The sequence below is a fragment of the Pseudomonas rosaeacicularis genome (genome assembly GCF_057128745.1).
The window spans coordinates 112,321-135,981 of the sequence record NZ_JBSKHT010000016.1 but is presented as its reverse complement, the minus strand read 5'-3'; the positions used below and the strand labels follow the sequence as shown (position 1 = coordinate 135,981).

At 55.8% G+C, this 23,661-nt stretch carries 22 protein-coding genes; 7 read left to right on the top strand and 15 right to left on the bottom strand.

The features are described 5' to 3' along the window. Positions 1-564: a hypothetical protein gene (locus ACWKWM_RS21025; protein WP_483847981.1), complete on the bottom strand. Its 564-nt coding sequence runs from the start codon at positions 562-564 to the stop codon at positions 1-3. Between the two features lie 47 nt (positions 565-611). Here ACWKWM_RS21025 and ACWKWM_RS21020 point away from each other — a divergent pair, with 47 nt between their 5' ends. Further along, positions 612-1,220, top strand: coding sequence for an IclR family transcriptional regulator (locus tag ACWKWM_RS21020; RefSeq protein ID WP_483847980.1), 609 nt, complete (start codon positions 612-614; stop codon positions 1,218-1,220). A 299-nt stretch (positions 1,221-1,519) separates the two neighbouring features. Here ACWKWM_RS21020 and phnX (ACWKWM_RS21015) read toward each other — a convergent pair whose 3' ends face one another. From phnX (ACWKWM_RS21015) to ACWKWM_RS20990, 6 genes are all read right to left on the bottom strand, one after another. Further along, positions 1,520-2,347, bottom strand: coding sequence for a phosphonoacetaldehyde hydrolase (gene phnX / locus ACWKWM_RS21015; protein WP_483847979.1), 828 nt, complete (start codon positions 2,345-2,347; stop codon positions 1,520-1,522). An 84-nt stretch (positions 2,348-2,431) separates the two neighbouring features. Next, positions 2,432-3,313 carry a LysR substrate-binding domain-containing protein gene (locus tag ACWKWM_RS21010; protein WP_483847978.1) on the bottom strand — a complete coding sequence of 294 codons (882 nt, stop codon included), beginning with the start codon at positions 3,311-3,313 and terminating at the stop codon, positions 2,432-2,434. Positions 3,314-3,362: 49 nt separating this feature from the next. Beyond that, entirely contained in the window at positions 3,363-4,658 is a 1,296-nt protein-coding gene (locus tag ACWKWM_RS21005) for an MFS transporter (RefSeq protein WP_483847977.1), read from the bottom strand. A gap of 122 nt (positions 4,659-4,780) precedes the next feature. Further along, entirely contained in the window at positions 4,781-5,872 is a 1,092-nt protein-coding gene (gene psrA, locus ACWKWM_RS21000) for an iron-containing alcohol dehydrogenase PsrA (RefSeq protein ID WP_483847976.1), read from the bottom strand. Positions 5,873-6,224: 352 nt separating this feature from the next. Next, positions 6,225-7,052: a phosphonoacetaldehyde hydrolase gene (gene phnX / locus ACWKWM_RS20995; protein WP_483847975.1), complete on the bottom strand. Its 828-nt coding sequence runs from the start codon at positions 7,050-7,052 to the stop codon at positions 6,225-6,227. A 25-nt stretch (positions 7,053-7,077) separates the two neighbouring features. Further along, the gene (locus tag ACWKWM_RS20990; RefSeq protein WP_483847974.1) at positions 7,078-8,181 is read right to left on the bottom strand and encodes a 2-aminoethylphosphonate--pyruvate transaminase; all 1,104 of its coding nucleotides are present in this window, start codon (positions 8,179-8,181) and stop codon (positions 7,078-7,080) included. Positions 8,182-8,289: 108 nt separating this feature from the next. Between ACWKWM_RS20990 and ACWKWM_RS20985 the strand changes: the two genes are divergently transcribed. Continuing rightward, complete coding sequence (locus ACWKWM_RS20985) at positions 8,290-9,156, top strand: LysR substrate-binding domain-containing protein (RefSeq protein WP_483847973.1); 867 nt, start codon at positions 8,290-8,292, stop codon at positions 9,154-9,156. Between the two features lie 50 nt (positions 9,157-9,206). Here ACWKWM_RS20985 and ACWKWM_RS20980 read toward each other — a convergent pair whose 3' ends face one another. Genes ACWKWM_RS20980 through ACWKWM_RS20970 form a run of 3 tightly spaced genes read right to left on the bottom strand, consistent with a single transcriptional unit; the run spans position 9,207 to position 13,070 of the window. Beyond that, positions 9,207-10,229, bottom strand: a complete 1,023-nt coding sequence (locus tag ACWKWM_RS20980; RefSeq protein ID WP_483847972.1) for a putative 2-aminoethylphosphonate ABC transporter substrate-binding protein — start codon at positions 10,227-10,229, stop codon at positions 9,207-9,209. Positions 10,230-10,275: 46 nt separating this feature from the next. Continuing rightward, complete coding sequence (locus ACWKWM_RS20975; RefSeq protein ID WP_483848045.1) at positions 10,276-11,979, bottom strand: putative 2-aminoethylphosphonate ABC transporter permease subunit; 1,704 nt, start codon at positions 11,977-11,979, stop codon at positions 10,276-10,278. Positions 11,980-11,984: 5 nt separating this feature from the next. Continuing rightward, on the bottom strand, positions 11,985-13,070 hold the full coding sequence (locus ACWKWM_RS20970; RefSeq protein WP_483847971.1) for a putative 2-aminoethylphosphonate ABC transporter ATP-binding protein: 1,086 nt from the start codon (positions 13,068-13,070) through the stop codon (positions 11,985-11,987). Between the two features lie 491 nt (positions 13,071-13,561). Between ACWKWM_RS20970 and ACWKWM_RS20965 the strand changes: the two genes are divergently transcribed. After that, positions 13,562-14,398 carry an EamA family transporter gene (locus tag ACWKWM_RS20965; RefSeq protein ID WP_483847970.1) on the top strand — a complete coding sequence of 279 codons (837 nt, stop codon included), beginning with the start codon at positions 13,562-13,564 and terminating at the stop codon, positions 14,396-14,398. Here the strand turns inward: ACWKWM_RS20965 and ACWKWM_RS20960 are convergent. After that, the gene (locus tag ACWKWM_RS20960) at positions 14,395-15,252 is read right to left on the bottom strand and encodes a LysR substrate-binding domain-containing protein (protein WP_483847969.1); all 858 of its coding nucleotides are present in this window, start codon (positions 15,250-15,252) and stop codon (positions 14,395-14,397) included. The two genes, ACWKWM_RS20965 and ACWKWM_RS20960, sit on opposite strands and share 4 nt — an antisense overlap. Before the next feature lie 198 nt (positions 15,253-15,450). Beyond that, positions 15,451-16,404, bottom strand: coding sequence for a LysR family transcriptional regulator (locus ACWKWM_RS20955; RefSeq protein ID WP_483847968.1), 954 nt, complete (start codon positions 16,402-16,404; stop codon positions 15,451-15,453). A 134-nt stretch (positions 16,405-16,538) separates the two neighbouring features. Between ACWKWM_RS20955 and ACWKWM_RS20950 the strand changes: the two genes are divergently transcribed. From ACWKWM_RS20950 to ACWKWM_RS20940, 3 genes are all read left to right on the top strand, one after another. Then, complete coding sequence (locus ACWKWM_RS20950) at positions 16,539-17,717, top strand: M20 aminoacylase family protein (RefSeq protein ID WP_483847967.1); 1,179 nt, start codon at positions 16,539-16,541, stop codon at positions 17,715-17,717. 56 nt (positions 17,718-17,773) lie between these two features. Continuing rightward, positions 17,774-19,078: an MFS transporter gene (locus tag ACWKWM_RS20945; protein ID WP_483847966.1), complete on the top strand. Its 1,305-nt coding sequence runs from the start codon at positions 17,774-17,776 to the stop codon at positions 19,076-19,078. Positions 19,079-19,228: 150 nt separating this feature from the next. Continuing rightward, the gene (locus ACWKWM_RS20940; RefSeq protein ID WP_483847965.1) at positions 19,229-20,152 is read left to right on the top strand and encodes a LysR substrate-binding domain-containing protein; all 924 of its coding nucleotides are present in this window, start codon (positions 19,229-19,231) and stop codon (positions 20,150-20,152) included. Here the strand turns inward: ACWKWM_RS20940 and ACWKWM_RS20935 are convergent. The 3 genes from ACWKWM_RS20935 to ACWKWM_RS20925 are packed head-to-tail and all read right to left on the bottom strand — an operon-like array spanning position 20,149 to position 22,481. Beyond that, positions 20,149-20,511, bottom strand: a complete 363-nt coding sequence (locus ACWKWM_RS20935) for a cupin domain-containing protein (RefSeq protein ID WP_483847964.1) — start codon at positions 20,509-20,511, stop codon at positions 20,149-20,151. The genes ACWKWM_RS20940 and ACWKWM_RS20935 overlap by 4 nt on opposite strands. Further along, positions 20,508-22,178 (bottom strand): BCCT family transporter, encoded by a 1,671-nt coding sequence (locus ACWKWM_RS20930; protein ID WP_483847963.1) that lies wholly within the window; start codon positions 22,176-22,178, stop codon positions 20,508-20,510. The genes ACWKWM_RS20935 and ACWKWM_RS20930 overlap by 4 nt, the downstream gene beginning before the upstream one ends. Before the next feature lie 21 nt (positions 22,179-22,199). Next, positions 22,200-22,481 (bottom strand): hypothetical protein, encoded by a 282-nt coding sequence (locus ACWKWM_RS20925; protein ID WP_483847962.1) that lies wholly within the window; start codon positions 22,479-22,481, stop codon positions 22,200-22,202. Between ACWKWM_RS20925 and ACWKWM_RS20920 the strand changes: the two genes are divergently transcribed. Further along, positions 22,474-23,655 (top strand): aromatic ring-hydroxylating oxygenase subunit alpha, encoded by a 1,182-nt coding sequence (locus tag ACWKWM_RS20920; RefSeq protein ID WP_483847961.1) that lies wholly within the window; start codon positions 22,474-22,476, stop codon positions 23,653-23,655. The genes ACWKWM_RS20925 and ACWKWM_RS20920 overlap by 8 nt on opposite strands. The last annotated feature ends 6 nt before the right edge of the window (positions 23,656-23,661 follow it).

The following is a 23,661-nucleotide window of genomic DNA, read 5'->3' as shown; positions in this document are numbered from 1 at the left end:
TCAATGCCCCTTGGTGGTATCGATTGTAGCGACCACCGACATGCCAATGCGCAGCAGATCGAGGTCAGCCTGATCCTGCTCGAAGATGATTTTCACCGGGATGCGCTGCACGACCTTGGTGAAGTTACCCGTTGCGTTGTCCGGAGCGATCTCGGAGAAGGACACGCCAGTGGCTGGCGCGACACTTTCTATGTGTCCTTTGAAACTGTGATCCGGAATGCTGTCGACGTGCAGCTCCACTTCCTGGTGCGGGACCATATGCGCCAGTTGGGTTTCACGGAAGTTGGCGACCACGAAGGCCTGATGCAGCGGCACCACGGCCATCAGCGGTTGCCCTTGTGACACATAGGCACCGACGCGCACTGAACGCTGACCGACCATGCCATCCTGCGGCGCAATGATTTTGGTGTAGGAAACGTTCAGGTCGGCCTGATTCAACGCCGCCTGATCCTTGGACAGTTCGGCTTTGGCCACTTCCAGCTGCGCCTTGAGCACATCCAGGGTTTTGGTCACGGCAACGCGGGACGCTTCATCGCGGTCGCGTGAAGCTTGCCAGCCTTGCAAATCGGCCTGGGCTTTCTGGTGTTCCTGCTGGGTGCCCGCACCGGCGGATGGTGGATGCGCTGGCTCAGGAAGAGCTGCTGGAAGTGCACGGACCTGGCGGCGTCTGCCTGGGCCCGGCATTGATGCGGCTGGCGTCCCATAGCCATGTCGATATCACGCAAAAGGCTCGGCCGTATCTGGAAGAGCTGTCGCGGGCGACCGGTGAGACGGCCGTGCTAATCGGTGCGAGCGGTACCGAGTTGTTGATCCTGCACTCGGTCGTGTCACCCAATGCCCTGCGCGTCGCCCCGGTGGCGGGAAACTTTCTGAGCATCTATGCGACGGCGGGCGGCAAGATCCTGCTCGCTGCCATGCAGGACAAGGCAGTGACAAACATGCTCGGCACCGAACTCAAACAGCTGACGCCCAAGACACTCACGTTCAAGCAGTTGCTGGTGCAGCTTGAAGAGATCAGGAACAGTGGATTTGCCCTTGATTTTGACGAGCACACGATTGGGGTCGGGGCGATAGCCGTTGGCTTGCAAACGCCACAGGGCCAATACGCGATTGATGTGGTCGGGCCTGTTTGGCGAATGGAGCAGTACATCGACACTATTAAGGCAGCGTTGATCAAATGTCAGAAAGATCTTTCCGATGCCATGCGCACCATCGCTTGAACGCTAAATTGATCGGCTTATTAGGTGACCATCGACGTTGCTCGTACCTGGCGTGAAGCCCCGCGAGACACCCTCCAATAACGTGCGCCTGACAGGGTCTGTGGTAAGCGCGTCGTTGGCACATGGCGTAAGCGATCCTGTATGACCGCTTCTGGCCAGCCTCTGCCTTCTACGAGGGGCAGCTCTTGGCCGTTTTCTGCCCATCGCCACCGGCTGAAATCGACCCTAAGCGGACATTGCAGAACGGCAACTGGAAAAGTGTCCGTGAGACGGACACTTCATGGTCACGCACTGACAGGTCAGCAGGCTTGAGGCATTTCACCTCGTGCGAGACGTGCGTTGATGTCTTCAATGATGTTGGGGAGATCAACGATCGTATCGATCAGATAGTGTGGGCGCGACCCTTCGAACATCTCGCAGATGCGCGTGCGTTCACGTAACAGTTGTTCAGGTGGCAGGGCTTTAAAGTCGTCGTAAGACAGTCCAAGCGCATTTCCTGAGCATGTCAGTGCAACCGTCCACATGCCCGCTTTGCGACCTTCGAGAATGCCGGGCCAGGTGTCGTCGACTTTCACGCACGCCGCAACATCGTCAATGCCAAGTGCTATTACATTAGCCAGAGCCTGCGCCGGGTAAGGACGGCCGTTAGGCACTTGATCGGTGGCGACAACGTGATCGGCAATGTAGCCGTTAGTGGCGGCCAGCTCTACAACCTTGGCCATCACGACGGCGGGATAGCCCGAGCAAGAGCCGATTTTCACGCCCTTGTCCCGCAGATTCGCGATCACCTCAAGTGCGCCCGGGATGAGCGCCGAGTGCTCGGCAATTTTCTCGATCTGCAGCGGCATAAAACGGTTATATATCGCTGTTACATCGTCATTACTAGGCGAATGTCCGAAGGCTGCTTGATAGCGCTTGGCGATTTCGGGCTGATTGCACAGAGTACGGATATGGTCCCATTTGCCCATGCCCATCGGACCACGCGCTTCTTCCAGCGAAACCGCCACGCCAAATTCGGCAAATGCTTCGACGAAAATTTGCGTTGGGGCGAAGGAGCCAAAATCGACAACCGTGCCTGCCCAGTCAAGTACAACGGCTTGCAAGCGTTCCGGGGATTGATAGTCCATGTGATTCTCCTTGTTTTTTAGATAAAGGTGGCCCGCTTCTTCGAATGAGAAAAAGGCCGATGGTGCTTGATTGTTGTCGCGCTTTTAGAGTTGGATTGTTTCCAGCAGGGCGCAGGAATCGAACAACTCCGAGATGATCGGCCTATTGCGGCGCACCCCCAGACAGCACAGGAAGTAGTTGATGTGCAGAGGATCTTCGATAAAAGAAACGGCCTTGGTGCCGGGTTGATCCGCGTACTCTACGGCAGAGACAAATCCGACACCGATGCCTTGCACAACTGCATGCACAATTGCTTCGCGGCTGTTCAGTTGCATGACGCAGTCCAGGCGAATGTCGCGCTTGTGGCATGCTTCCTCGACTAGTTGTCGTGTGCGCGACGCTTTTTCCCGCAATACCACCCGCTGGGAGCTGATTTCGCGGATGCTCACCTGGTCCTGAGTTGTCCAGGGATGGTCGTCCCTCACCACGCCAAGAATCGGGTAGGTGCGATACAGCTGAGTCGTGAGCCGGTGATCGAACTCCGAAAGCGCTAGGATTGCGATGTCGATATCGAAGTTGTACAAACGCTCCAGTGTCTCGGCCTCGGTTGTGAATGATGTTTCCAGATCGATATCCGGATACTGTTGCATGAGCGAGTAGGTCAGGCTCATGGCAATCGGAGGTGATACGGCGCCTATCCGCAACATCCCGTGTTTGCGCTGGCTGAAGCTTTGAAGCAACTGAAGCGCTTCGTCCTCCTGGCCGAAAACCCCCTGAGTGATTTCGTACAGTTTCACCCCTGCTGCACTTAACTCCACGAACCGGCCCCGGCGATGAAAAAGCTCGACGCAAAAGCGCTTCTCAAGTCCGCTGACCTGTTCGCTGATGGTGGGCTGTCCGACGTTCAGGTAATTCGCCGCCAGCGAGAAGCTCCCGGTTTTGGCCACGGCATGAAAGGAACGTAACCACTTGTGATACTGATACATGCGTTCGTTTCCTGAATCGTCGGTTTTTTATAGTTGTATTCGGGGTGCCTTAACGTCTCACGAACAATGCTACGAAGGCGCTGCACAGACAGCTTATCGTTACCACAATGAAGATCAGCGACGTATTGCCTGTACTGTCCAGCATGCGTCCGATCAGTGGCTCTGCCAGGCCCGCGAACAAGTACGACGAAAAATTCATGATGCCAGTGGCGGTGCCAGCGCGCTTGGCGCCCACGAGGTCCGGGCACAACGCCCAAAAGCTGGAAGCAGGGCCGTACACGAAGAAGCCGCACAGAAACAGCGCGAGGAGGCCGACTGAACTATGGGCTGGCAGGCTCCACATCCAAAGGCTGGTCATTGCACCCAGGCACATGTACAGCATGATCGCCAAATAACGTTTGGAACCAAACAGCTTGTCCGACACCCAGCCATTGCTCAAGGCGCCGACGGCCATGCCCACTGGCAGCGCTACAGTGATCCACTTTGGATCGATAAAGCTCTGGCCTTTCTGCCAGTCGGCACCCAAAAAATGGACCGGAACCCAGACAATCAGTCCGTAGCGGGCGGCGTTCTGGAAACCCAGGGACACCGCCGCAATCATGAGGCGAACGTTTTTCAGAACGGCCTTGTAGCGCTGGGCTGAGGTCTCTTCGTTTTCGTGATGGCCTTCGTGGAGTTTGTCGTCAGCGTTGGCGACACCAGTATCAGCCAACGGGCTGAAGCCCATGTCCTGAGGCTTTTCTCGGGCGACCAAATAAAAAATGATTCCACCGGCCAGCATCAGCAGGACGGGGAGGCGGAAGATCCAGCGCCATTCCAGATGAAGCACCTCGAGCACGACGACTGAGGTGACGTAGGACAGGACAGAGGCGCACCCCGCAGCAAAGACGTAAAAGCCGTACATCTTGCCGCGCTCACCCGCACTCCACCAATTGGAGAGCAGTCGACTGCCCGGTGCCCAGCCCAGCGCCTGGAAATAACCGTTTATGCCCCATGGCAGGATCAGGCTGCCGAAACCTCCTGCAAAACTAGTGACCCAATTGGCGCCGCAAGACAGCACCGCGCCGAGAGTCATGATGCGTCGTCCGCCGAACTTGTCAGCTAGATTGCCGTTGATGGCTTGGCCGATGGCGTAGGACCAGAGCATAGCGCTCGATGCCCAGCCCAGGGTTTCCTTGCTCAGGCCAAATTCGGCCTGGATACCCGGAATGGCGAAGCCGAAAGTCTGCCGGCCGGTGTAGAAGAACAAGTAGCAAAACATGGCGGCCAACAACATCCGCCATTGGGCAATACGAAAGCGCGACATCGGTACTGCAAGACCAGAGAGACTTTCGGCACGATTCATGGTTTTTTCCTTTCTTGTTTCGCTCTCGCACGCGTCAGCCAGCGAGTCGGCACTCTTTACGGTGCAGCAGGAAATAGAACGATTTGGAACATCGTTCCAGCGTAGTCGTTGTGCAGGGCACTTCAGGCAGCGTGAGCGCCAATGAAATTCTTGCCCCGCGCACCTTGCAGAGCAAATTCGACCATTTCTCGGGCTTCGGTATCGCTGACTCCGTAGTCAGAGAACTCGGTCTTCACTTCAAGGCTTTGCAGGAAATTCTGCAGTTGGCTCTGGGCTTGAGCCAGGTCAGAGCCGAAGACGCGTTGAAGCACTCGGTCCCGCTCGCGATCGCGACCCCACGCCAATCCCAGTACGTATGGCAGGGAGAATGAACAGGCGATACCGTGAGGCAAGCCGTGGCGCAGCGTCATTTCATAGGAGATCGAGTGGGCGAGGGCAGTCTTGGTGTTTGAAAACGCCATGCCCGCCTTCAGTGCGGCAAGCGCCATGCGCGACCGCAGTTCCTTGCTGCTCAGGTTGTGCCGCAGACCGGGCAGGCACAGAAACACCTCCTCGATAGCAGAGACGGCAAAAGTGTCCGAAATCGGATTGGCGTTCACATTCCAGATCGACTCCAATGCATGGGACAGTGCGTCCAGTCCGGTTGACACTGTGACGCTGGCTGGCACTGTCAGCATCAGATCGGGATCGACAATGGCAGCTTTGGGCCATGTACATTCCAGGTGCAGCGAGTATTTCTTCTTCTGCTGCGAATCCCAAATTGTCGCCCATGGCGTTACTTCGCTACCTGTACCAGCGGTGGTGGGGGCGGCGATAAGCGATTTGTATCGGGCAGGAGTAAAAGGTGTGCCCTGCGCCAGGAGCTCCAGCAACTCATCGAAATGACCCGAGTCGGTCCCCACGATCAGAGCTTTGGCCGTGTCTATGGCACTACCACCGCCCAGCGCGAACACGACGTCGCAGTGCTCGGCTCGCTTCCAGAAGTCTTCGTAGACGTCACGCAACTGGCTAACGTCGGGATTGGGCTGCACGTCTTCGAAGACGTAGACCAAGTGCTCACCGAGCAAGTCTTCGACCCGTTTGATCAAACCCAATCCTCGCGCTTCAGGGAAGGTCACCAGCGCGACTTTTTGATTGGCGGTAAGTGCGGTTATCTGGCTCAGGCTGCCACTGCCAAAGTAAGTAGCGACAGGATTATGAAAATGGGCGGTCATGGGGCGTCCTCTTGTTGTTGTTTTATGAAGCCATGATCCGTGTGTTGGCAGAGATGCTCAAATCGATTGATTCGAGGTTTGTATCGGCGCAGCCGATATGGGTGAGCGTGGCGGATAGAGGACTGCAACCCGATGTTCAGGATTGTCGACTTCGTCGTTAGAGAAGCTATGTGGGGACCCAAGATAGCTGGCGAGTGATCGATAAGCAGGTGTGCTTGAAAGCGCCGGGGCACAAGATTTGTAGCAGGTTTTGAAAGGCTGAAAGCTGCGCCTTCGTGACATGAGCCAGCCGATGCTCACTCCATCGGCTCTCAACATAGGGCTATTTAGCTAATGAAACGCTGTTGATTGGTCATGAGGCTTGCGGCATCTCACCCGCCGCCAGGCGGCGGTCAATGTCCGAGATAACGGCCGGAAGGTCGTTGATGGTATCGATCAGATAGTGAGGGCGAGCACCTTCAAAAAGGCCGTGAATACGTGTGCGCTCACTGGCAAGGTCCTCTGCCGCCAACGCTTTATATTCCTCGTATGTAAGACCCAGCGCATTGCCCGAACAAACCAGCGCCACGGTCCACATGCCCGCACTACGACCCTCGAGTATTCCAGGAACTGTATCGTCGACTTTGACGCATGCGGCGACATCATTGATGCCCAGGGCTATCACATTCGCCAGAGCCTGGGCGGGATGAGGGCGACCGTTGGGTACCTCGTCGGTCGCAACAACGTGGTCGGCCACATAACCGTTGCGTCGAGCCAGTTCGACCACCTTTGCCATGACTACTGCCGGATATCCGGAGCAGGATCCGATCTTCAGACCTTGTCTGCGCATGCCATCAATTGTTGATAGCGCGCCGGGGATTAGCGCTGAGTGAGTAGCGATTTTCTCGATCTGCAGCGGCATGAAACGGTTATAGATTGCCGTGACATCGTCGTCATTTGGCGCGCGGCCGAAAGCCTTTCGGTAGCGTTCGCTGACCGCCGGTATGTCGCATAACGTTCGAATGTGATCCCACTTGCCCATGCCCATGGGCCCGCGTGCCTCTTCAATAGAAACCTCGACGTCAAACTCCGCGAAAGCCTCGACGAAAATCTGGGTCGGCGCAAAAGATCCAAAGTCGACGACAGTGCCTGCCCAGTCAAGAATCAGAGCTTGGGTTTTACTTGGGTTGTTGTAATTCATGGTTGGATTCCGATGGTTTGGGGATTCAGATGGCTTGCATATCACGCAGCGCTTGGCCAATGGCGTTCACAGCACCCTGCATGCCGTGGCTGTCAACACAACCAATGCAGCCGACGCGGAACGTTTCGACTTGCGTCAACTTGCCCGGGTACAAAATGAAGCCCTTGGCTTTGACGCGTTCGTAGAAGTCTTTGAACAGGTAGTTCGGGCTGTCTGGCGCGTGGAAGGTGACGATGATTGGCGCTTGAATCTGCGCCGGGATAAAACTGCGCAAGCCCAGCTGGCTCATGCCATCAAGCAGCGTTTTGCAGTTCTGCGCGTAGCGGCGATGACGAGCGGGTAGGCCGCCTTCTTCTGCGTATTGCAGAAGCGCTTCGTGAAGGGCGGCTACGACATGAGTCGGGGGAGTAAAGCGCCATTGGCCCGTTTTGGACATGTAGCTATTTTGGTCGTAGAGATCCATTGCCAAAGAATGCGAGTTCCCTTGTGCTTGATCCAGTGTTTGCTTGTTGGCGAAAACAAAGCCCATGCCTGGAACGCCTTCCAGACATTTACCGGAAGCGGCGACCAGCGCATCAAATTGCACTTCACGCGCATCGATAGGCAGCGCCCCGAACGAACTCATCGCATCGATTATCAGCCGCTTGCCGTGTCTCGCTACGACCTGTGAGATGCCCTGCAAAGGATTGAGGATTCCTGTGCTGGTTTCGCAGTGGATCAAGGCGACGTGAGTGATATCGCTATCCTCATCAAGAAGTCTGTCCACATCGTCAGCAGTGGTTGGCTGGTCTTCAGCAGTTTCGAATGTGCTGTATGCGCGGCCCAGCACGCTGCAAATTTTTGCCAGTCTCTGTCCGTACGCACCGTTTACCAAGACCAGCACTTTGCCGTCGCGGGGTACGAGCGTGCCGATGGCAGCTTCGACCGCAAACGTGCCGCTGCCTTGTAACGGAACGCAGTAGTGGGTGTCCTGGCCATTCAAGATCGAGAGCAAGTGCTCACGAAGATCGGCCGTCATTTCATTGAAGTCGCCGTCCCACGAGCCCCAATCCATCATCATCGCCTGACGGGTACGGGTTGAAGTGGTAAGGGGGCCGGGGGTTAATAGGATCGGCGCAGCAGTACTCATAGTAATTTCTCGGGCGGTGGGCTAGAGGTACGGAGCACAGGTTGCAATCACGTTGGATATCAAGCAAATTGTTTGTTGTTATCCGAGGTATAAGTAAGGCTGATAGATATGAACCTGTTTCAACTACGCGCATTTGATGCCGTTGCCCGCGAAGGGAGTTTCACCCGTGCGGCTGCACGCCTCTTCATAAGTCAGCCAGCGGTAACCGGACACGTGAAGATGCTGGAGGAGCATTACCAGATCACATTGTTGCGGCGTACAGCCAGGCGCGTAGAACTGACTCAGGAAGGCAGCCAACTGGCGGCTATCACCCGGGCGATGTTTGGACTGGTGGAGGAGGCGCAGGCATTGCTGGAGTCCAATCGGCAACTCCTGACCGGACGCCTGGAAGTCGCGGCGGACGGTCCTCATCGAGTGATGCCTATGATCGCCAATTTGCGTGCCCAGTACCCCGGGGTCGTGGTCAATCTGCGTTTGGGGAATGCCCACGAAACCCTCGCAGCGCTGTTGTCTGAGCATGCCGATGTAGCCGTCATGACTGAAGTTGAACCGCGCAAGGGCCTGCGCCTGCAGGAAATGACACCCTCTCAAATCTGCGCCCTCGTCCCCGCCGGCCATCGCTTGGCGGGCAAGCGGATAGACTTAAACCAGCTGGATCAGCAGATCATGGTATTGCGCGAGCCGGGTTCGATAACCCGACGCACATTTAACCAGGCGTGTGAACTTGCAGGGGTCCAGCCCAATGTGCTGCTTGAGCTGGACAGTCGTGAAGCGGTGACTGAAGCAGTGGCTGCTGATCTGGGGATTGGCATTGTTTCATCGGTCGAACTCAGCCACGACCCACGTGTAATCGCGGTACCCATTGTTGGCGACGGGCTGACCAACCGGCACATGATAGGGTGCTTGGAGCGACGCGGCGAATCGCGCTTGATCGCGGCCTTCATGGCGCTCGATACCAGCGCTGACGCAAAGTGAGGTACAGCGGTGACCGCGTCGGTCACCGCTGCAAAAGGACCGTCGCGGGCTTATTTCTTTGGCTCTGATTTACCATCGTAACGAGCGCGCCATTTCTCGAGCACGCCTGCACGCTGGCTACCCGCCTTGTCGAAGTCAACCGAGATCAAGCGGTCATAGTAGGCGGCAGGCATCTCCGCCAGCTTGCTGTTGAATTCCGGACGCGCGAGCGCTGCGGCATTGGGCTGATATAGCAGGAAAGCCTGTTCACTCACTGCGAAGTCTTCAAGCTTTTTCGCCGCTTCAAGGTTGTGGCTGCCTTTGATCAACGCCACAGCGTTGATGTCCAGTCCGAGTCCCTCGGTGGGCAGTACGATGTCCAGCGGCGCCCCCTGGCGTTTCAGGGTGATGGCGCGGAAGTCCAGGGAAATGCCAATCGGGTACTCGCCCATTGCAGCTTGAGTACAGGGCTTGGAGCCTGAGTGGGTGTATTGGCCGATATTGGCGTGTAGCTTGTCCATGAAGTCCCAGGCTTTCTGTTCTCCCATGATTTGTATCCAGGCATTCACGGCCGAATAGCCAGTGCCGGAGGAGGCGGGGTTGGGCATGACAATTTTGCCTTGGTAAATCGGCTTGGTCAGGTCTTCCCAGCTCGAAGGGATGGGGAGGTTCTGTTTCTTGGCTTCCACCGTATTCACACAGACAGCGGTTGCCTCTACCCCATTGCCGACCCACAGGGGCGGCACTTGCTTATCCCGAAAACGAGGATCGACTTTATCCACATCCTTGGGCGCATAAGCTTCGAGCATGCCCTCTTTTCCCAATAAGGCCACACTGGACGCGTAGAGTCCCCAGATGACATCCGCGCGCGGGTTGGACTTTTCCGCCAGCAGCTTGGCGGTGATGATTCCGGTAGAGTCCCGCACCCACTTAATCTGAATATCGGGATTTTTAGCTTCAAAGGCTTTTTTGTAGCCGGCAAGCTGTTCGTTTTCCATGGCCGTGTAGACGGTCAGTTCGGTGCTGGCGAAGGCGGTGGTGGCGATGCCAAAACCAAGTACGGCGGCAACGGCTGTAGTCCAGGATTTAATCATGGTAGGTCTCTTCGAGTGGGAGGTTGGCAACAAGAATTACAGGGGATCAAGCGTGTCCGGTTCGCCAGTGCTGGGTATGCCTGATCAGGCCGCGTGAGAGCAGATAAAGCAGCAGTGACACAAGGGCCGAGGTCAAAAGAATCAGCGAAGACAGTGCAGCGGCGGCTCCGATGTTGCCGGCATCATCTAGGTTGAGCACCGCGACTGCAGCGAGCACGGTGTCCGGGCTGTAGAGGAAAATCAGCGCAGACACGGAGGTCATCGACGAGACGAACAGGTAGCGAAATACCTCAAGCAGCGCCGGTAGGCAAATAGGCAACGTCACACGCCGGTAAGTGCTGACCAGCGGGACCTTCAGAGAAAGCGAGGCATATTCAATCTCGTCGTTCAATTGACGCAAGGCGGTTGTGGCCGTCATCTGTGCAGGCGTCAGGAAGCGCATCATGCAGCACACGATCATTAACGCGATGCCGCCGTACATTCCGTTTAGCGGGTTACTAGGATGATTGAAGAAAAACACATACCCCAAGCCCATGACTAAACCTGGCACTGCCATCGGCAACATGCATAGCAACCGCAATAGATTATCAAGCCAACCGTTGCGGGTTTTTTCCATAAGGTAGGCGCAGGTGAAAATCACCGGGGTACCTATCAGTGCCGTCAGACTGGCCAGCAACAAGCTGTTGCGGTATGCCAGCCAGCCAACATCGCCGTTGGTTTCAAAGTCGTAGTGACGAAGTGAGATTGACAGGTCGTACGGCCAGAAATTGATCAGCGAAGCCCCAACCGCGACCACCACCAGGCTCAGTAGAGCGATGGCAACAACGCCCGCTGCCAATAAAAGTATCGAGTCCCGAAGGCGATTTTCCGGTGCCACATAGGTAGCTGCCTGACTGCTTACCTGGCCTCCACGCAAGCGGCGCATCCAGGCGTCGACTGCAAAACTGATAAGGGCTGGAACCAACAGGATGCTGCCAATCAGCGCGCCCTCGGAGAACTTCTGTTGGCCCACAACGGACTTATAAGCCTCCATCGCCAAGACTTGGTAATCCCCGCCAATCACAACCGGAATACCAAAGTTGGTCACGGTTTGGGTGAAGACCAGGCAACTGGCGGCAAACACTGCATAACGGGTGCTGGGCCACGTGACATTCAGAAAAGTTTTCCAGTGACTCGCACCCATACTGACTGAAGCGTCGTATAGACGTGCATCGGCTAAACCCAATGCGGAAATGAGGATCATCAAGGCCATTGGGAAGTTGTAGAACGCTTGACCCAAGACAATCCCGCTGTAGCCGTAGATACCGTCCGGGAACCACGATTTCAGCAGCCCCTGGTTTCCGAACAAGTAAATCAGTGCGATGGCCGACAGCATCGACGGTGCCATCAGCGGTAGCAGCGAAATGCTGCGCAGCAGTGCCTTGCACGGTATCCAGCTGCGTTGCAGGGCATAAGCGAATATGTACGCGGCGGGAACAACTAGCGCGACGGTGCTGAGTGATACCTTGATGCTATTACCCAACAGCCATAAAAATCGCGAACTCGAGAGCATCTCCCAAACGCCGGAGAGGCCGTTTGGAACATCCGTGACTTTACTCAGCATGGCGATCAATGGCAGGGCAAGCCCGACCATTAAAAATGTCACCATTAACAACTTGACCCCTCGGCTGAATAACAAGTCCAGCCGCGCTGCCATGGACGAATTTTCCTGCGGTTTTGGCTGCAGTTGCGGTGATTGGGGTAGCCGCATGCTGGTCATCGCGAAGCTCCCGGAAAAGCTCGCAAGCTGTGGGGTGGAAACGTCAGCCAGACTCGCTCGCTGTTTAAAGCTACTGTGTTGAGATCAGCGCTGATCTCGGCCACAAGGTGCTGTCCGCGAAGTTGATCCAGTTCAACGGTAAGCCTGTAGCGATTGCCAAGAAATAACTTTTCAATGACCTGTGCTGCCATGCTGTTAGAGGCTTGGGCCTGGTTATCAACGCGCAATGCCTCCGGCCTACAAAAGAGTCGACCCGGCCCGCTGGCGGGGCTTGGGTCGAGTTTGAGTGAAAATGATCCTAGATAAGCCTGGCCGTCGCTCAGGCTTTGATATTCGAGCCAGTTGGCGTGGCCGATGAAGTTGGCAACAAAAGGAGTGGCGGGCGAACGATAGATATTCTCCGGGGTGTCGAACTGCTCTATCCGGCCTTGATTCATGACCGCGATTCGGTCGGCCATCACCATTGCTTCGTCCTGATCATGGGTGACCATTACGGTGGTGATACCGAGCTTCCTCTGCAGGGCGCGCAGTTCATGGCGCAAGTGTTCGCGCACCTTGGCGTCGAGGGCTGACATTGGCTCATCAAGCAGTAACAACGAAGGGGAAGGTGCCAAAGCCCTTGCAAGGCCCACACGTTGTTGTTGTCCACCAGACAACTGGCCGGGGTACTTGCCTGCAATGGAGGTGAGGGCGACGAGGTCGAGCATTTCCTCGACACGTTCCCGAATTTGAGAGTGAAGGAGGTTGCGGGTGCTCAGGCCGTAGCCAATATTTTGCGCAACAGTGAGATTGGGAAACAGGGCGTAGGACTGAAACAAGATCCCGTAGTCACGCTCATGAGGATGAGCCTGAGTAATATCCCGGGCGCCGATCATCAAACGGCCTGCATCTTGTTTTTCCAGTCCAGCGATGATGCGCAACAGCGTAGTTTTTCCGCACCCTGAAGGGCCGAGTAGACATACCAGTTCGCCTGATTCGACCTCAAGCGAGACATCATTGAGTACGTTCAATTTGCCGTAAGATTTACCAATGCCTTGAACCGAGAGAGGCACGGTAGATAGTTGACTGATTGTAGAAGCCATGAGGTTTCCCTTCGCAATGCCAGCCACCAAAAGCAATGGTGGTACCGATGTAAAACAACGGAATGAACAAATGACGGGCAGGTAGGCAATGGGCGAAAGCAGGCAATCTAACGTTGCCGTACGTGAGTTACATCGCTTGGATTTGATGTATCACGCGGAAAAATCACCCGCAAATACAAATCAGGAAAAAACCTCGGCAGGGTGCAATTGCAAACTTGAAATCTTGCCCGGAAGAATACAAATCTCTGTTGATTCAATAGGTTGTTAAACAACTATTGTTCGAGCATATGGTGTTCTGCTTCGTAAAAATGGCTATGAATCCATAGCTATTTTGGCTGTTCTCGGGTGTATGCAACGCTCTAGACGCTCATTTCTACCCGCGGTGTATAAGCTCAAGCATAAGTTTAACTGATGCAGAGTTGCGCTATAACCGATTGGATTGATGGTTCTGTCGACGGCATGCTGATGATCTCCCTAAAGCGAGCAACCTCATGTCCGATACTAACTTGGCCACACTGCTGGTCTTGATCTCTGCGTTCATGCACGCCAGCTGGAACGCGGTGGTCAAGTCCAGTAATGACCGATTGTCCTCGATGGCAACGGTCGACAGTGTCGCTTTCGTCGTTGCGCTGATTGCCGTACCCTTTGTCGCGTTACCCGCTCCGCCGATATGGGGCCTTATCCTGCTTTCTGCAGTTATCAACCTGTTTTATCGGTATTTCCTGCTTCGTGCGTATCACTTCGGAGACTTCGGTCAGGTGTATCCGTTGGTGCGAGGATTACCCCCGTTGCTGGTCGTCGTGTTCGCTGCCTGTTGGCTGGGGGAGGGGTTGTCGCCGCTGGGCATCGTGGGCGTGGCCATTCTGTCCTTGGGTGTCCTGAGCCTGCTACGTGTGACCGAAGAATGGCAAGCGCCGCGGAATGCGTTGGCCGCGGGCGTGTGTGTCGCGCTATACACGGTGGTCGATGCCCAGGGAGTACGAAGCTCGCAGGGAGTGCTTTCCTACCTGGTGTATTTCACCCTGGTTTTGAGTGTGCCCATCCCGCTGTTCGCAGCCAGGCTTCACCGTCAGGCTTTGCGCCACCACCTGCGGGAAAATTGGCAATTATCGGTATTTGGGGGGCTGACGTATTGCGCCGCCTATGCACTGGTGCTGTGGGCGATGACGCTGGATCACGTCGCGAAAATTGCTGCACTGAGAGAAAGCAGCGTCATCATCGGAGCCGTGATTGCCGCGCTTCTATTCAAAGAACCCTTTGGCCGCCGCCGGTTGATTGCGGCCATCGCTGTGACACTGGGTATCGTCTTGATCAAATCCGCAGCTTAACCAAAGCGTTTGTGCGCGACTTGCAGGAAGTCGTCAATCAGACGCGCAGCCCGGCGCTCCTTAAGGCAGTACAGGAACTCGTCGAGTAATGCGGCTTGATGAATCGTCACGATGCGCAGCTCCTGACTGTCCGGCACTTCATGGCGCGCAATGATGCTCACCCCGATGTTGCGAAGCACCGCTTCACGGATGGCTTCTCGGCTGCCGATCTCGATGACGTTTCCGAGTCTTATCTGCGCGTGAGTCAGCATGTCCTCCGTGAGCTGGCGGGTGTGAGATCCCTGTTCTCGCATCAACACGCAGTGAGTGGCGATTGCGTTCAGCGAAATGCGGCTCTGGTTGGCCAGAGGATGGCTGCGATGGGCGACCAGTACCAGCGGATCCTGTCCCAATCGCAGGCAGAAGAGGCGTGCATCTGTCAGTTGCTGAGATGACGTCACCAGATCGACCCGGTACTCATCCAGTGCATCAATCATTTGCTGTGAGTTACCCAACTCCAGGCTGATGTGCGATTCATGCCGTTCGCGGAACGCCTTTACCAAATCCAGAATGTAATACGGCGCCGTGGCGCCGATGCGCAGCGTCCCGGCTTTGCTACTCGCATTGTTCAGAAAAAACTCGATGTTGGAGCTTTGCGACATCATGGGTTTGATGAGCGGCAGCAAGCGAATCCCGGTTTCGCTGAGGGTTAAACGCCTGCCGCCACGGTAAAAAAGCTCCACGGCAAACTGACTTTCCAGCTGACGAATCTGATTGGTCACCGTGGGCTGGCTCAGGCCTAGTTTTTTGGCCGCAAGCGTCACGCTACCCAGCTGGGCAACCGTGTAGAAAGCCTTCAGTTCCGATTCAAGCATGTTCACACTCTGGCTTAATGTTGTCCCGATCGTTAAAACCAAGGGTCATAAGGTTATCTCAAGTGGGGGATCCAATGGATGGCGAGTGTCCACGCCATCTGACATCTTGGTTAGTAACGTTTAGCGGTACTGACCGGGTCCAAAGCACTGTTGTAGAAGCATTAGGAGCGGCGAAAAGTCTGACTGGGCAACGTCAATTCAGGTCAATAATTGAAGCGTATCAAACAAGTCTCGATCTTCGGGCTTGGACGACCTTGACCGGCGTCTTATGACTTGCAGCAGACAGTCGACAAAACACTGCGCGGCGCTTCCCAGCTGAGCGTTACGGGGCATAACGATGCCGATGGTGTCCGTCGCGAATGTCTGGACCAAATCAAGTTTCACGATGCGTTCTTTGAACATGGGCACCGTCAGCATTGGCTCGGGGCAATAGCTGAGCATGTTCGTATGCTCCATGAGCGATAGCATCAGTTGCAGTGAATGTGCCCGTTGTACCTGTTCCACGGCGATGTGCGCGTTGTGTTGCCAGAATAGTTCGGTCATGAAGGCGTCATGATCGGCGTCGGGATAATTCACCACCCAGTCCTGATCCAATAGATCTTCTATCGAGCGGCAGTGTTGTCTCGGATGTCCCTGACGAGCGACTACCGTCATCTTGTAGGAAAGAAGCTGCTTGCTTGTGAATTCCGGTTGGGGCAACAGGCCTGATACCAACCCGACCGCAAACTCCATCGTCCCGTCACGCAGCCTAGGCAGTGTCACGGCCATCAGTCCCTCGAAAATCTCGAGTCTGACCTGTGGCATTTTTTGTCGAAACAATAGCGTTACTTCCGGCAGCAGCGTCATTCCCATCCATGGCGAAATCCCCAGACGCAAGTGCCCTTCGGCTTGCCCGCGCAGGTGCGCCAATTCCAGTTCTGCCTGTTCCAGCTGACCGAGCATCTGCCTGGCGTGCAGCAATAACGATCGACCATATTGGGTAAGCGTGACTCCGCTGGCATTACGAACCAGAAGGGGTAAGTGCACCTGCGTTTCAAGCTCACGCACCGCCTTGGCGACGGCGGTCTGAGACACCTGCATCCGGCGGGCTGCGGCACGCATGCTGCCGCAGTCTGCGATCGCCACCAATGCCTGCAGTTGATGCAGTTTCATGCGTCTCTCCTTAATGGTCACTGTCAACCAACGGTTGTCAGGCCAACCAATTTGCGACTGCCGGGGGGAAAACCAGCTCCCTATGATCGGGCTCGCAGAATGCCCGCCCATGTAAATAACGACAAGGAAAGATGATGACTGAATCAGCCGTGTTATCCGGAATCCAGGCAATCGAAGAGGAAATGATTTCGTTGCGCCGTCACCTTCATGCCAACCCTGAGCTGAGCTTCGAGGAGTTCGGTACCAGTGATCTCATCGCAAGCAAACTGCTGGATTGGGGCTATGAGGTGCATCGAGGGATGGGAGGCACGGGTGTGGTGGGCCGCCTGCAAGTGGGTACCGGTCAGAAGGTGATCGGGATTCGCGCAGACATGGATGCACTGCCCATCGTTGAGCAGACGGGCTTGCCCTATGCCAGCCTTCACGAGGGGAAAATGCATGCCTGTGGGCATGACGGTCACACCGCAATTCTGCTGGCAGCTGCGAAACACTTGATACAAAGCCGAGGGTTCGACGGGACGTTGATACTGATCTTTCAGCCTGCTGAAGAGGGAGATGGTGGTGCGAGAAAGATGTTGGAGGATGGCCTGTTTGAACGCTTCCCGTGTGACGCCGTATTCGCACTTCACAACATGCCAGGGTTGCCCACGGGTAAGTTCGGCTTTCGCTCAGGCCCGTTCATGGCTTCCACGGACACGGTAACGATCACCGTGCAGGGGATCGGCGGCCATGGGGCGATGCCTCACAAGGCGATAGATACCGTGTTGGCGGGCTCGGCGATTGTCATGGCGCTGCAAAGTATCGTGGCGCGAAATGTCGATCCACTGGATTGCGCGGTGGTGTCCGTGGGCTCATTCCACGCGGGTATTGCCCCTAACGTTCTTCCGGATAAATGCCAGTTGCAGCTGAGTGTCAGGGCCATCAGACCTGAGACGCGGGACCACTTGATTGACCGCATTACCGCCGTAGCTACGGCTCAGGCAGCGAGCTTTGGAGCGACCGCAATTATTGAGGTCGACGAAACGCAACGCTTTCCGGCCTTGGTGAATGATGAGCAGAGTACGCGATTCGCGCATCAAGTTGCCCTGGACTGGATTGGCAGCGAAGGGCTGATAAGCGACCTCATGCCGCTGACCGGAAGCGAAGATTTTGCCGTGATGCTCGAGCATTGCCCGGGTTGCTATCTGGTAATCGGCAATGGAGACGGGGAGGGTGGCTGCATGGTTCATAACCCTGGGTACGATTTCAACGACGCATGTCTCGGACTGGGAGCCAGTTACTGGGTTCGTCTGGTTGAAGCCTTTCTGGCTTGATCTCTAACCATTAGTCGGCCCTGCCGTGAGACATATGCCGGAGCAGAGGAATAGATATGCCTACCACCGTGACCCATCAGTTGATCGAGGGCAGTGCTACCCGCGCCGTTATCAGCGTACGTGCCATAGCGGCTATCACCGTAGGATCGGCATTGGAGTTTTTTGAATTCTCGGTTTTCAGTTTCTTCGCAACATTGATCGGTCGTCAGTACTTCCCGGCTCACAGTGCGCTTGGTCAGCTATTACTGGCGTTGGCGACGTTCGGACTGGGGTTCGTCATGCGTCCGCTCGGGGGGCTGATCATCGGCTCCTACGCAGACCGCGCCGGTCGTAAGCCCGCTATGTTGTTGACATTAAGCCTGATGGCTGTGGGATCGGCGGCGCTGGCGCTGACGCCGACCTATGCCCAAATAGGGATCGCCGCACCGCTCTTGATTGTTGCGGCTCGGCTGGTACAGGGCTTTGCTATCGGAGGAGAGGTGGGCGCATCTACAGCGATGCTGATGGAATATGCTGAGGATCATAACCGAGGCTTCTACGGCAGCTGGCAGTTCTTCAGCCAGGGTCTGAGTTTTCTGATGGGGTCACTGGTCAGTCTCGGCTTGAGTGCCGGTTTGAGTACTGATTCGTTGGAAAGCTGGGGTTGGCGAGTGCCATTTTTTGTTGGCTTACTGGTATTGCCCGTTGGCGTTTACATCCGTCGCCATCTGCAGGAAACGGCAGTACTGACCAGGCCCGATGAAACCCCGCAACCGGCACTGCGCCAGATATTTACTCATCATCGCCGGGCATTGATTGCAGGTGTGCTGATGACCATCGGTGGTACCGCCACCAGCTACATCGTCCTCGACTACATGACCAACTACACCGTTGCGGTGCTGCATTTGCCCCTACACGCCGGTGTTGGCGCCTCCTGTCTTGGCGCTTTGGTACAGATTTTTCTTTCTCTTTGGGCAGGCAAATTGAGTGATCGGATAGGCCGACGTCGCACGGTTCTGCTGGGCAGTCTTCCTATGCTTTGTCTGATCTATCCCGCTTTCTTGCTTATGACTCACTACCCGACTTTAAGCACGCTGATGATGGTCTCGATCAGCACCACGTTTTTGCTGGTCATGATTACGGTGCCTTCGGTGGTGATGCTGACGGAGCTGTTTCCCCGCGAAATCCGGGCTACGGGTTTGTCACTGGTGTACTGCCTGGGAGTATCGATATTTGGCGGTTTTGCGCAGTTTTTTGCTACCGGCTTGATCACCCTCACGGGGGACATCCATGCGCCTGCCTTCTATGTGATGCTGTGCCTCAGTGCCACGCTCATTGGTCTGGGCATGGTGAAGGAGACAGCTGGCACACGCCTGGCTTGAAGGCGTCAAACCGACAGATGCGGCAAGTCCGGGGCGACAGGTCGTCGTAATGCGCTGGGAATAAGATCCGAATGTACCTATTCTCCGGCAGTCTGCGCGTCTCGGTCTGAACGCGAGTCATCTCTAACAATAAATCGATGAAATGACCTGATGAAACTGCAACCTCTGCCCCCGCTCAATAGCCTTGTGGCTTTTGAGGCCTCCGCCCGTCATCTGAGTTTTACGCATGCCGCCCGGGAACTGAATGTCACCCAAGGCGCGATCAGCCGTCAGATACGCTTGCTTGAAGACTACCTTGGCAAGCCTCTTTTCAGTCGGACGACGCGGGAAATCGTGCTGACGACAACAGGAAAAGATTACTGCGAGCTCGTTCGAGAATCACTGCAGAAAGTTGCCCATGCCACGGCGGGTGTTCGCCATTGGCAGGGCACGCAGCAAGTCACCGTCGTGACAAGCACAGCGATGGCTTCGCTCTGGTTGCTGCCGCGTGTTTCTGTATTCAAAAATCTTAATGACGAAATCGATTTGCGCATCATCGCCACGGATTCCGTTAACGAGTACTCGCGGCTCGATTGCGATCTGGCGCTTTACTACTGCCGGTCTCTACCAAGCAATGCAAAGGCAACGCCTTTGTTCGCCGAGGAGATATTTCCTGTCTGCAGCCCAGCCTACCTGGCGCGTAACCCGCAATTGAGCAATCCTCATCAATTGGGCGAGGCGACCTGGCTCTGGCTGGAAGACCCACAAAGTGATTGGGTCGGTTGGCGGGAGTGGTTTACACGCAACGGCCTGCAGCCGGTCGAGCCACGCAATCGCATCAATATCAACAGTTACTCAATGCTGATCCAGTCCGCCCTGGCAGGGCAGGGCATTGCGCTGGCCTGGTCCAATCTTGTGGATGATCATTTGCTGAACGGTACGCTGGTGCGGCCAGTCGACACGGTGTTGCGGACGGACGCCCGCTTTTGTCTGGTGGAGCCTAATGGTCGTTTACCGAACCGGCAGAGCGTTAATCGCTTTCGCCAATGGTTGCTCACTCAAGTGAGTGATCCGCAACTCGCGGCGATGAATTAGCCTGCAAGACGAGCCGGCAACGACTCGATGACCAGCATCACGCTTCCACCGGTGGTGCTCAGCCAATGCTCCGAGCCTGCTGGGTACAGCAGACTGGACCCCGCCTGAAACCGAGCGCCGTCGCTATCAACGATTTCTCCCTCCCATACGACCAATAACTCTACGCCAGCATGACGATGAGGTATTGAACAACTGTCCGGTGACATCCTCATCCAGTAACCTTGCCAGTGCGTCCCATGATGGAGCGCGGCGTATTCCAGCCCTTCTATCGATATTCCGTCAATCACCATTGGGCACCAGACCAAACCGTCTAGCGCCATGTGGTACCGCAGGTTTTCCGAAACAGGCTGAAGCGTCATGCCAGTTCTCGTTCGGGAGCACGTACGCGGTGTTCAATCTTGGGCGGCTGTACGAGGCAAACATCGCTGACCGCTACCCGCATCACCAGGGTTTGCGCCGGCCAGATCGTGTCTTCACGCAGGCTGCGCAGCAGACAATACGCCGTCACTAGCAAGAAAAATGCGATGGGAAGCCCGATCACGATACTTGCCAGTTGAATCGCGGCCAGCCCACCCGCCAGCAGCAAGCCTGCGGCTATAGCTCCCTCCAGAAAACACCACATCACCCGTGTCCAGTTGGGGGGGTTGATGCTTCCCACCGAGTTGAGCATGCACAGGACTTGCGTGCCTGCGTCTGCAGCGGTGACGAAGTGTACGGCTAGCAGCAGGCAAACCAGCATGCACAGTCCTTTGCCCACGGCGCCGCCGTCAAGGCGTTGAAGCAGGGTAAACATCGCGGCCGTCGTATCCTTCTCAGTGGCTTTCAAGATTTCGCCGCCTTGGAATGGGGGATTTGTACTTTTCTGGGCGGTAGCGTGTTGGCCGTATGTGGTGCGGGCGTCCCGTTCGTCTTTCAGCGCTGATCCGCCGAACACGCTCATCCACAAAATGGTGACAAGGGTAGGAACAAGAAGCGCACCGACGATCAGTTCGCGAATCGTGCGTCCCCTGGAGATTCGAGCGATGAACAGCCCCACGAACGGCCCCCAGGTCATCCACCATGGCCAGTAAAAGGCAGTCCAGCTCTTCTGCCAGGAGGAGTTGACCTGGGTGTCTGTCCAGAAGCTCAAACCGATCAGATGCTGAAAGTAATCGCCGGTGGCTTCGAACACAAAATCCATAATGTACCGGGTGGGACCGATGGCCAGGACCACTAACATCAAGCCGAAGGAGATCCACATGTTGGTGATCGATAGACGTTTCATGCCTTTTGAAACGCCAGCGACAAGCGACACCGCCGCGATAACACTGACCACGGCAATGATGCCCAATTGCAGGCCGATGCTCACCGGCACCTGAAACACCTGATTCAGACCTGTGTTGATTTGCACCACCCCAAGACCCAGTGATTGAGATACGCCAAAGGCAGTGATGCACACGCCCAGGATGTCAACGACATGACCAATGGGTCCATAGATGCGCTCACCGATGAGGGGATACAGCACTGATCGCAAGGCCAGCGGCAAGCCTTTGCAGTAGGAAAAGTATGCGAGGCCCAGGCCGATCGTGGTGAAGATCGCCCATGGGTGCAAACCCCAATGGAATAAGGTCAGACGCATCGCGACGGTGGCTGCATCGTCGGTCAGCCCCTTACTGAACGGGTTGGCCGAATAGTGCAAGACAGGCTCGGCAACAGACCAGAAGATGAGCCCGATGCCCATCCCTGCACTGAACAGCATGGAGATCCAGGCAGGAAAGCTGAACTCCGGTTTGTCTTCTTCCCGACCCAGTTTGAGTGTGCCGTACCGGCTGACTGCGATGAGCAATAAAGCGCCGAGCAGACCACTGACCAGCGCAAGGTAAAACCACTTGAAGTTATCCAGGATTGCGTCCGAGGCGATTTTGAACGCGTGGGCAGCGCTGTCACCGAGGGTTGCACACAGCACCACAAAGACCAGCACGATGGCCACGGACACGACAGTCACTGTTGGATTGAGGCCTTTGAACGGGCCAATTTTAGCACGCATTGGGATGCTCCCCTTTTTGTTTTAGTACGCCGCCGCGAACAGCGGATTAGCGTCGCCATCAACGGCGCCGCCAACAATGCGCGAGAGCCGACGACTCAACAAACTATTTAAACTCATCAATAAATGAGAAATAAGCATGAGCAAAAAGCCCAATGCTGCGAAAACCGGAAGATGAGTTTTTCTCATTAATGTCGTCGCAAAAATCGTTTGTGAACGAGTGCTCGGAAACAGAAGAATTCGCCGGGCCAAGGCCGGAAACATCAGGCCTCGAACATGTGATTTGGAGATAACAATAATGGGCACCGCGAATCTGATCCCCGTGCAAACGCTTGAAACCGTACTCGCCCCGATTGAACAGGCGCACGGTCTGACTAATCCCTTTTATACCGATCAGCGCTATTTCGAAATGGATCGCGATCGTGTGATGGGCCGCAATTGGGCCTGTATCGGCTTCGCCTCTGATTTGCCAAAGAACGCCTACGTCAAACCGGTAGATTTCATGGGGCTTCCCTTACTCATGATGCGTAATCGGGAAGGACGGGTTCAGGTGTTCCATAACGTTTGCAGCCATCGCGGCGTCAAGCTGGTGCAGGCGGCAGGAGAGGTGCAAGGCGTCATCCGGTGTCCCTATCACTCTTGGACATACGACCTCAATGGTGCATTGCGTGGCACTCCGCACGTAGGTGGCATCAACCAGCACAAGGATGAACGTTTCGCATGCGAAAAGCATGGTTTGAAGCCTCTGCGCAGCGAAATCTGGATGGACATGGTCTTTATCAATCTCTCTGGCGATGCCCCTGATCTGCTCCAATCGCTGGCGCCGCTGACCGAACGTTGGGCGCCATTTCTTGGCACTGACGGAATGGGCTTGATGCGCCGTGAAAGCAACAGCGGCGCGTTGGCCATCGAGGTCAAATGCAACTGGAAACTGGCGGTGGAGAACTACTGTGAGGCTTATCACTTGCCGTGGGTACATCCCAGCCTGAACACCTATTCGCGTCTGGAAGATCACTACAACATCATGTTTGACCAGTTCGCAGGCCAGGGTAGCTACGCCTATAACCTGTCAGATGTCGCAGGCACCCATCTGCCGACCTTTCCCTCGTGGCCTGCCGATCGTATGCGCAACGCCGAGTACGTGGCGTTTTTCCCCAACGTGCTGCTGGGCGTCCAGGCTGACCACGCTTTCGCCATGATGCTGGAGCCTATTGCACCCGGCAAAACGGTAGAACATTTGCGTCTGTTCTACGTAGGCGATCAGGCGCTGGCGCCTGAATATGACGCCGCCCGCAAAGCGGTCATGGATTCGTGGCGCGTAGTGTTCGCCGAGGACATCGCCTCGGTGGAAGGCATGCAACAAGGCCGCAGCTCGCCCGGGTACAACGGCGGGGCGTTTTCCCCGGAAATGGACATCCCGACCCACTATTTCCATAAATGGACCGCTCGGCAACTGCTCGACAGCGCTCAGCAGAATTGATCCGGA

Excerpts from the sequence above, each read along its gene's own strand:
- ACWKWM_RS21020 (WP_483847980.1), top strand. The coding sequence starts at position 612 with ATGGTGGATGCGCTGGCTCAGGAAGAGCTGCTGGAAGTGCACGGACCT.
- phnX (WP_483847979.1), bottom strand. The coding sequence starts at position 2,347 with ATGGACTATCAATCCCCGGAACGCTTGCAAGCCGTTGTACTTGACTGG.
- ACWKWM_RS21010 (WP_483847978.1), bottom strand. The coding sequence starts at position 3,313 with ATGTATCAGTATCACAAGTGGTTACGTTCCTTTCATGCCGTGGCCAAA.
- ACWKWM_RS21005 (WP_483847977.1), bottom strand. The coding sequence starts at position 4,658 with ATGAATCGTGCCGAAAGTCTCTCTGGTCTTGCAGTACCGATGTCGCGC.
- psrA (WP_483847976.1), bottom strand. The coding sequence starts at position 5,872 with ATGACCGCCCATTTTCATAATCCTGTCGCTACTTACTTTGGCAGTGGC.
- phnX (WP_483847975.1), bottom strand. The coding sequence starts at position 7,052 with ATGAATTACAACAACCCAAGTAAAACCCAAGCTCTGATTCTTGACTGG.
- ACWKWM_RS20990 (WP_483847974.1), bottom strand. The coding sequence starts at position 8,181 with ATGAGTACTGCTGCGCCGATCCTATTAACCCCCGGCCCCCTTACCACT.
- ACWKWM_RS20985 (WP_483847973.1), top strand. The coding sequence starts at position 8,290 with ATGAACCTGTTTCAACTACGCGCATTTGATGCCGTTGCCCGCGAAGGG.
- ACWKWM_RS20980 (WP_483847972.1), bottom strand. The coding sequence starts at position 10,229 with ATGATTAAATCCTGGACTACAGCCGTTGCCGCCGTACTTGGTTTTGGC.
- ACWKWM_RS20975 (WP_483848045.1), bottom strand. The coding sequence starts at position 11,979 with ATGCGGCTACCCCAATCACCGCAACTGCAGCCAAAACCGCAGGAAAAT.
- ACWKWM_RS20970 (WP_483847971.1), bottom strand. The coding sequence starts at position 13,070 with ATGGCTTCTACAATCAGTCAACTATCTACCGTGCCTCTCTCGGTTCAA.
- ACWKWM_RS20965 (WP_483847970.1), top strand. The coding sequence starts at position 13,562 with ATGTCCGATACTAACTTGGCCACACTGCTGGTCTTGATCTCTGCGTTC.
- ACWKWM_RS20960 (WP_483847969.1), bottom strand. The coding sequence starts at position 15,252 with ATGCTTGAATCGGAACTGAAGGCTTTCTACACGGTTGCCCAGCTGGGT.
- ACWKWM_RS20955 (WP_483847968.1), bottom strand. The coding sequence starts at position 16,404 with ATGAAACTGCATCAACTGCAGGCATTGGTGGCGATCGCAGACTGCGGC.
- ACWKWM_RS20950 (WP_483847967.1), top strand. The coding sequence starts at position 16,539 with ATGACTGAATCAGCCGTGTTATCCGGAATCCAGGCAATCGAAGAGGAA.
- ACWKWM_RS20945 (WP_483847966.1), top strand. The coding sequence starts at position 17,774 with ATGCCTACCACCGTGACCCATCAGTTGATCGAGGGCAGTGCTACCCGC.
- ACWKWM_RS20940 (WP_483847965.1), top strand. The coding sequence starts at position 19,229 with ATGAAACTGCAACCTCTGCCCCCGCTCAATAGCCTTGTGGCTTTTGAG.
- ACWKWM_RS20935 (WP_483847964.1), bottom strand. The coding sequence starts at position 20,511 with ATGACGCTTCAGCCTGTTTCGGAAAACCTGCGGTACCACATGGCGCTA.
- ACWKWM_RS20930 (WP_483847963.1), bottom strand. The coding sequence starts at position 22,178 with ATGCGTGCTAAAATTGGCCCGTTCAAAGGCCTCAATCCAACAGTGACT.
- ACWKWM_RS20920 (WP_483847961.1), top strand. The coding sequence starts at position 22,474 with ATGGGCACCGCGAATCTGATCCCCGTGCAAACGCTTGAAACCGTACTC.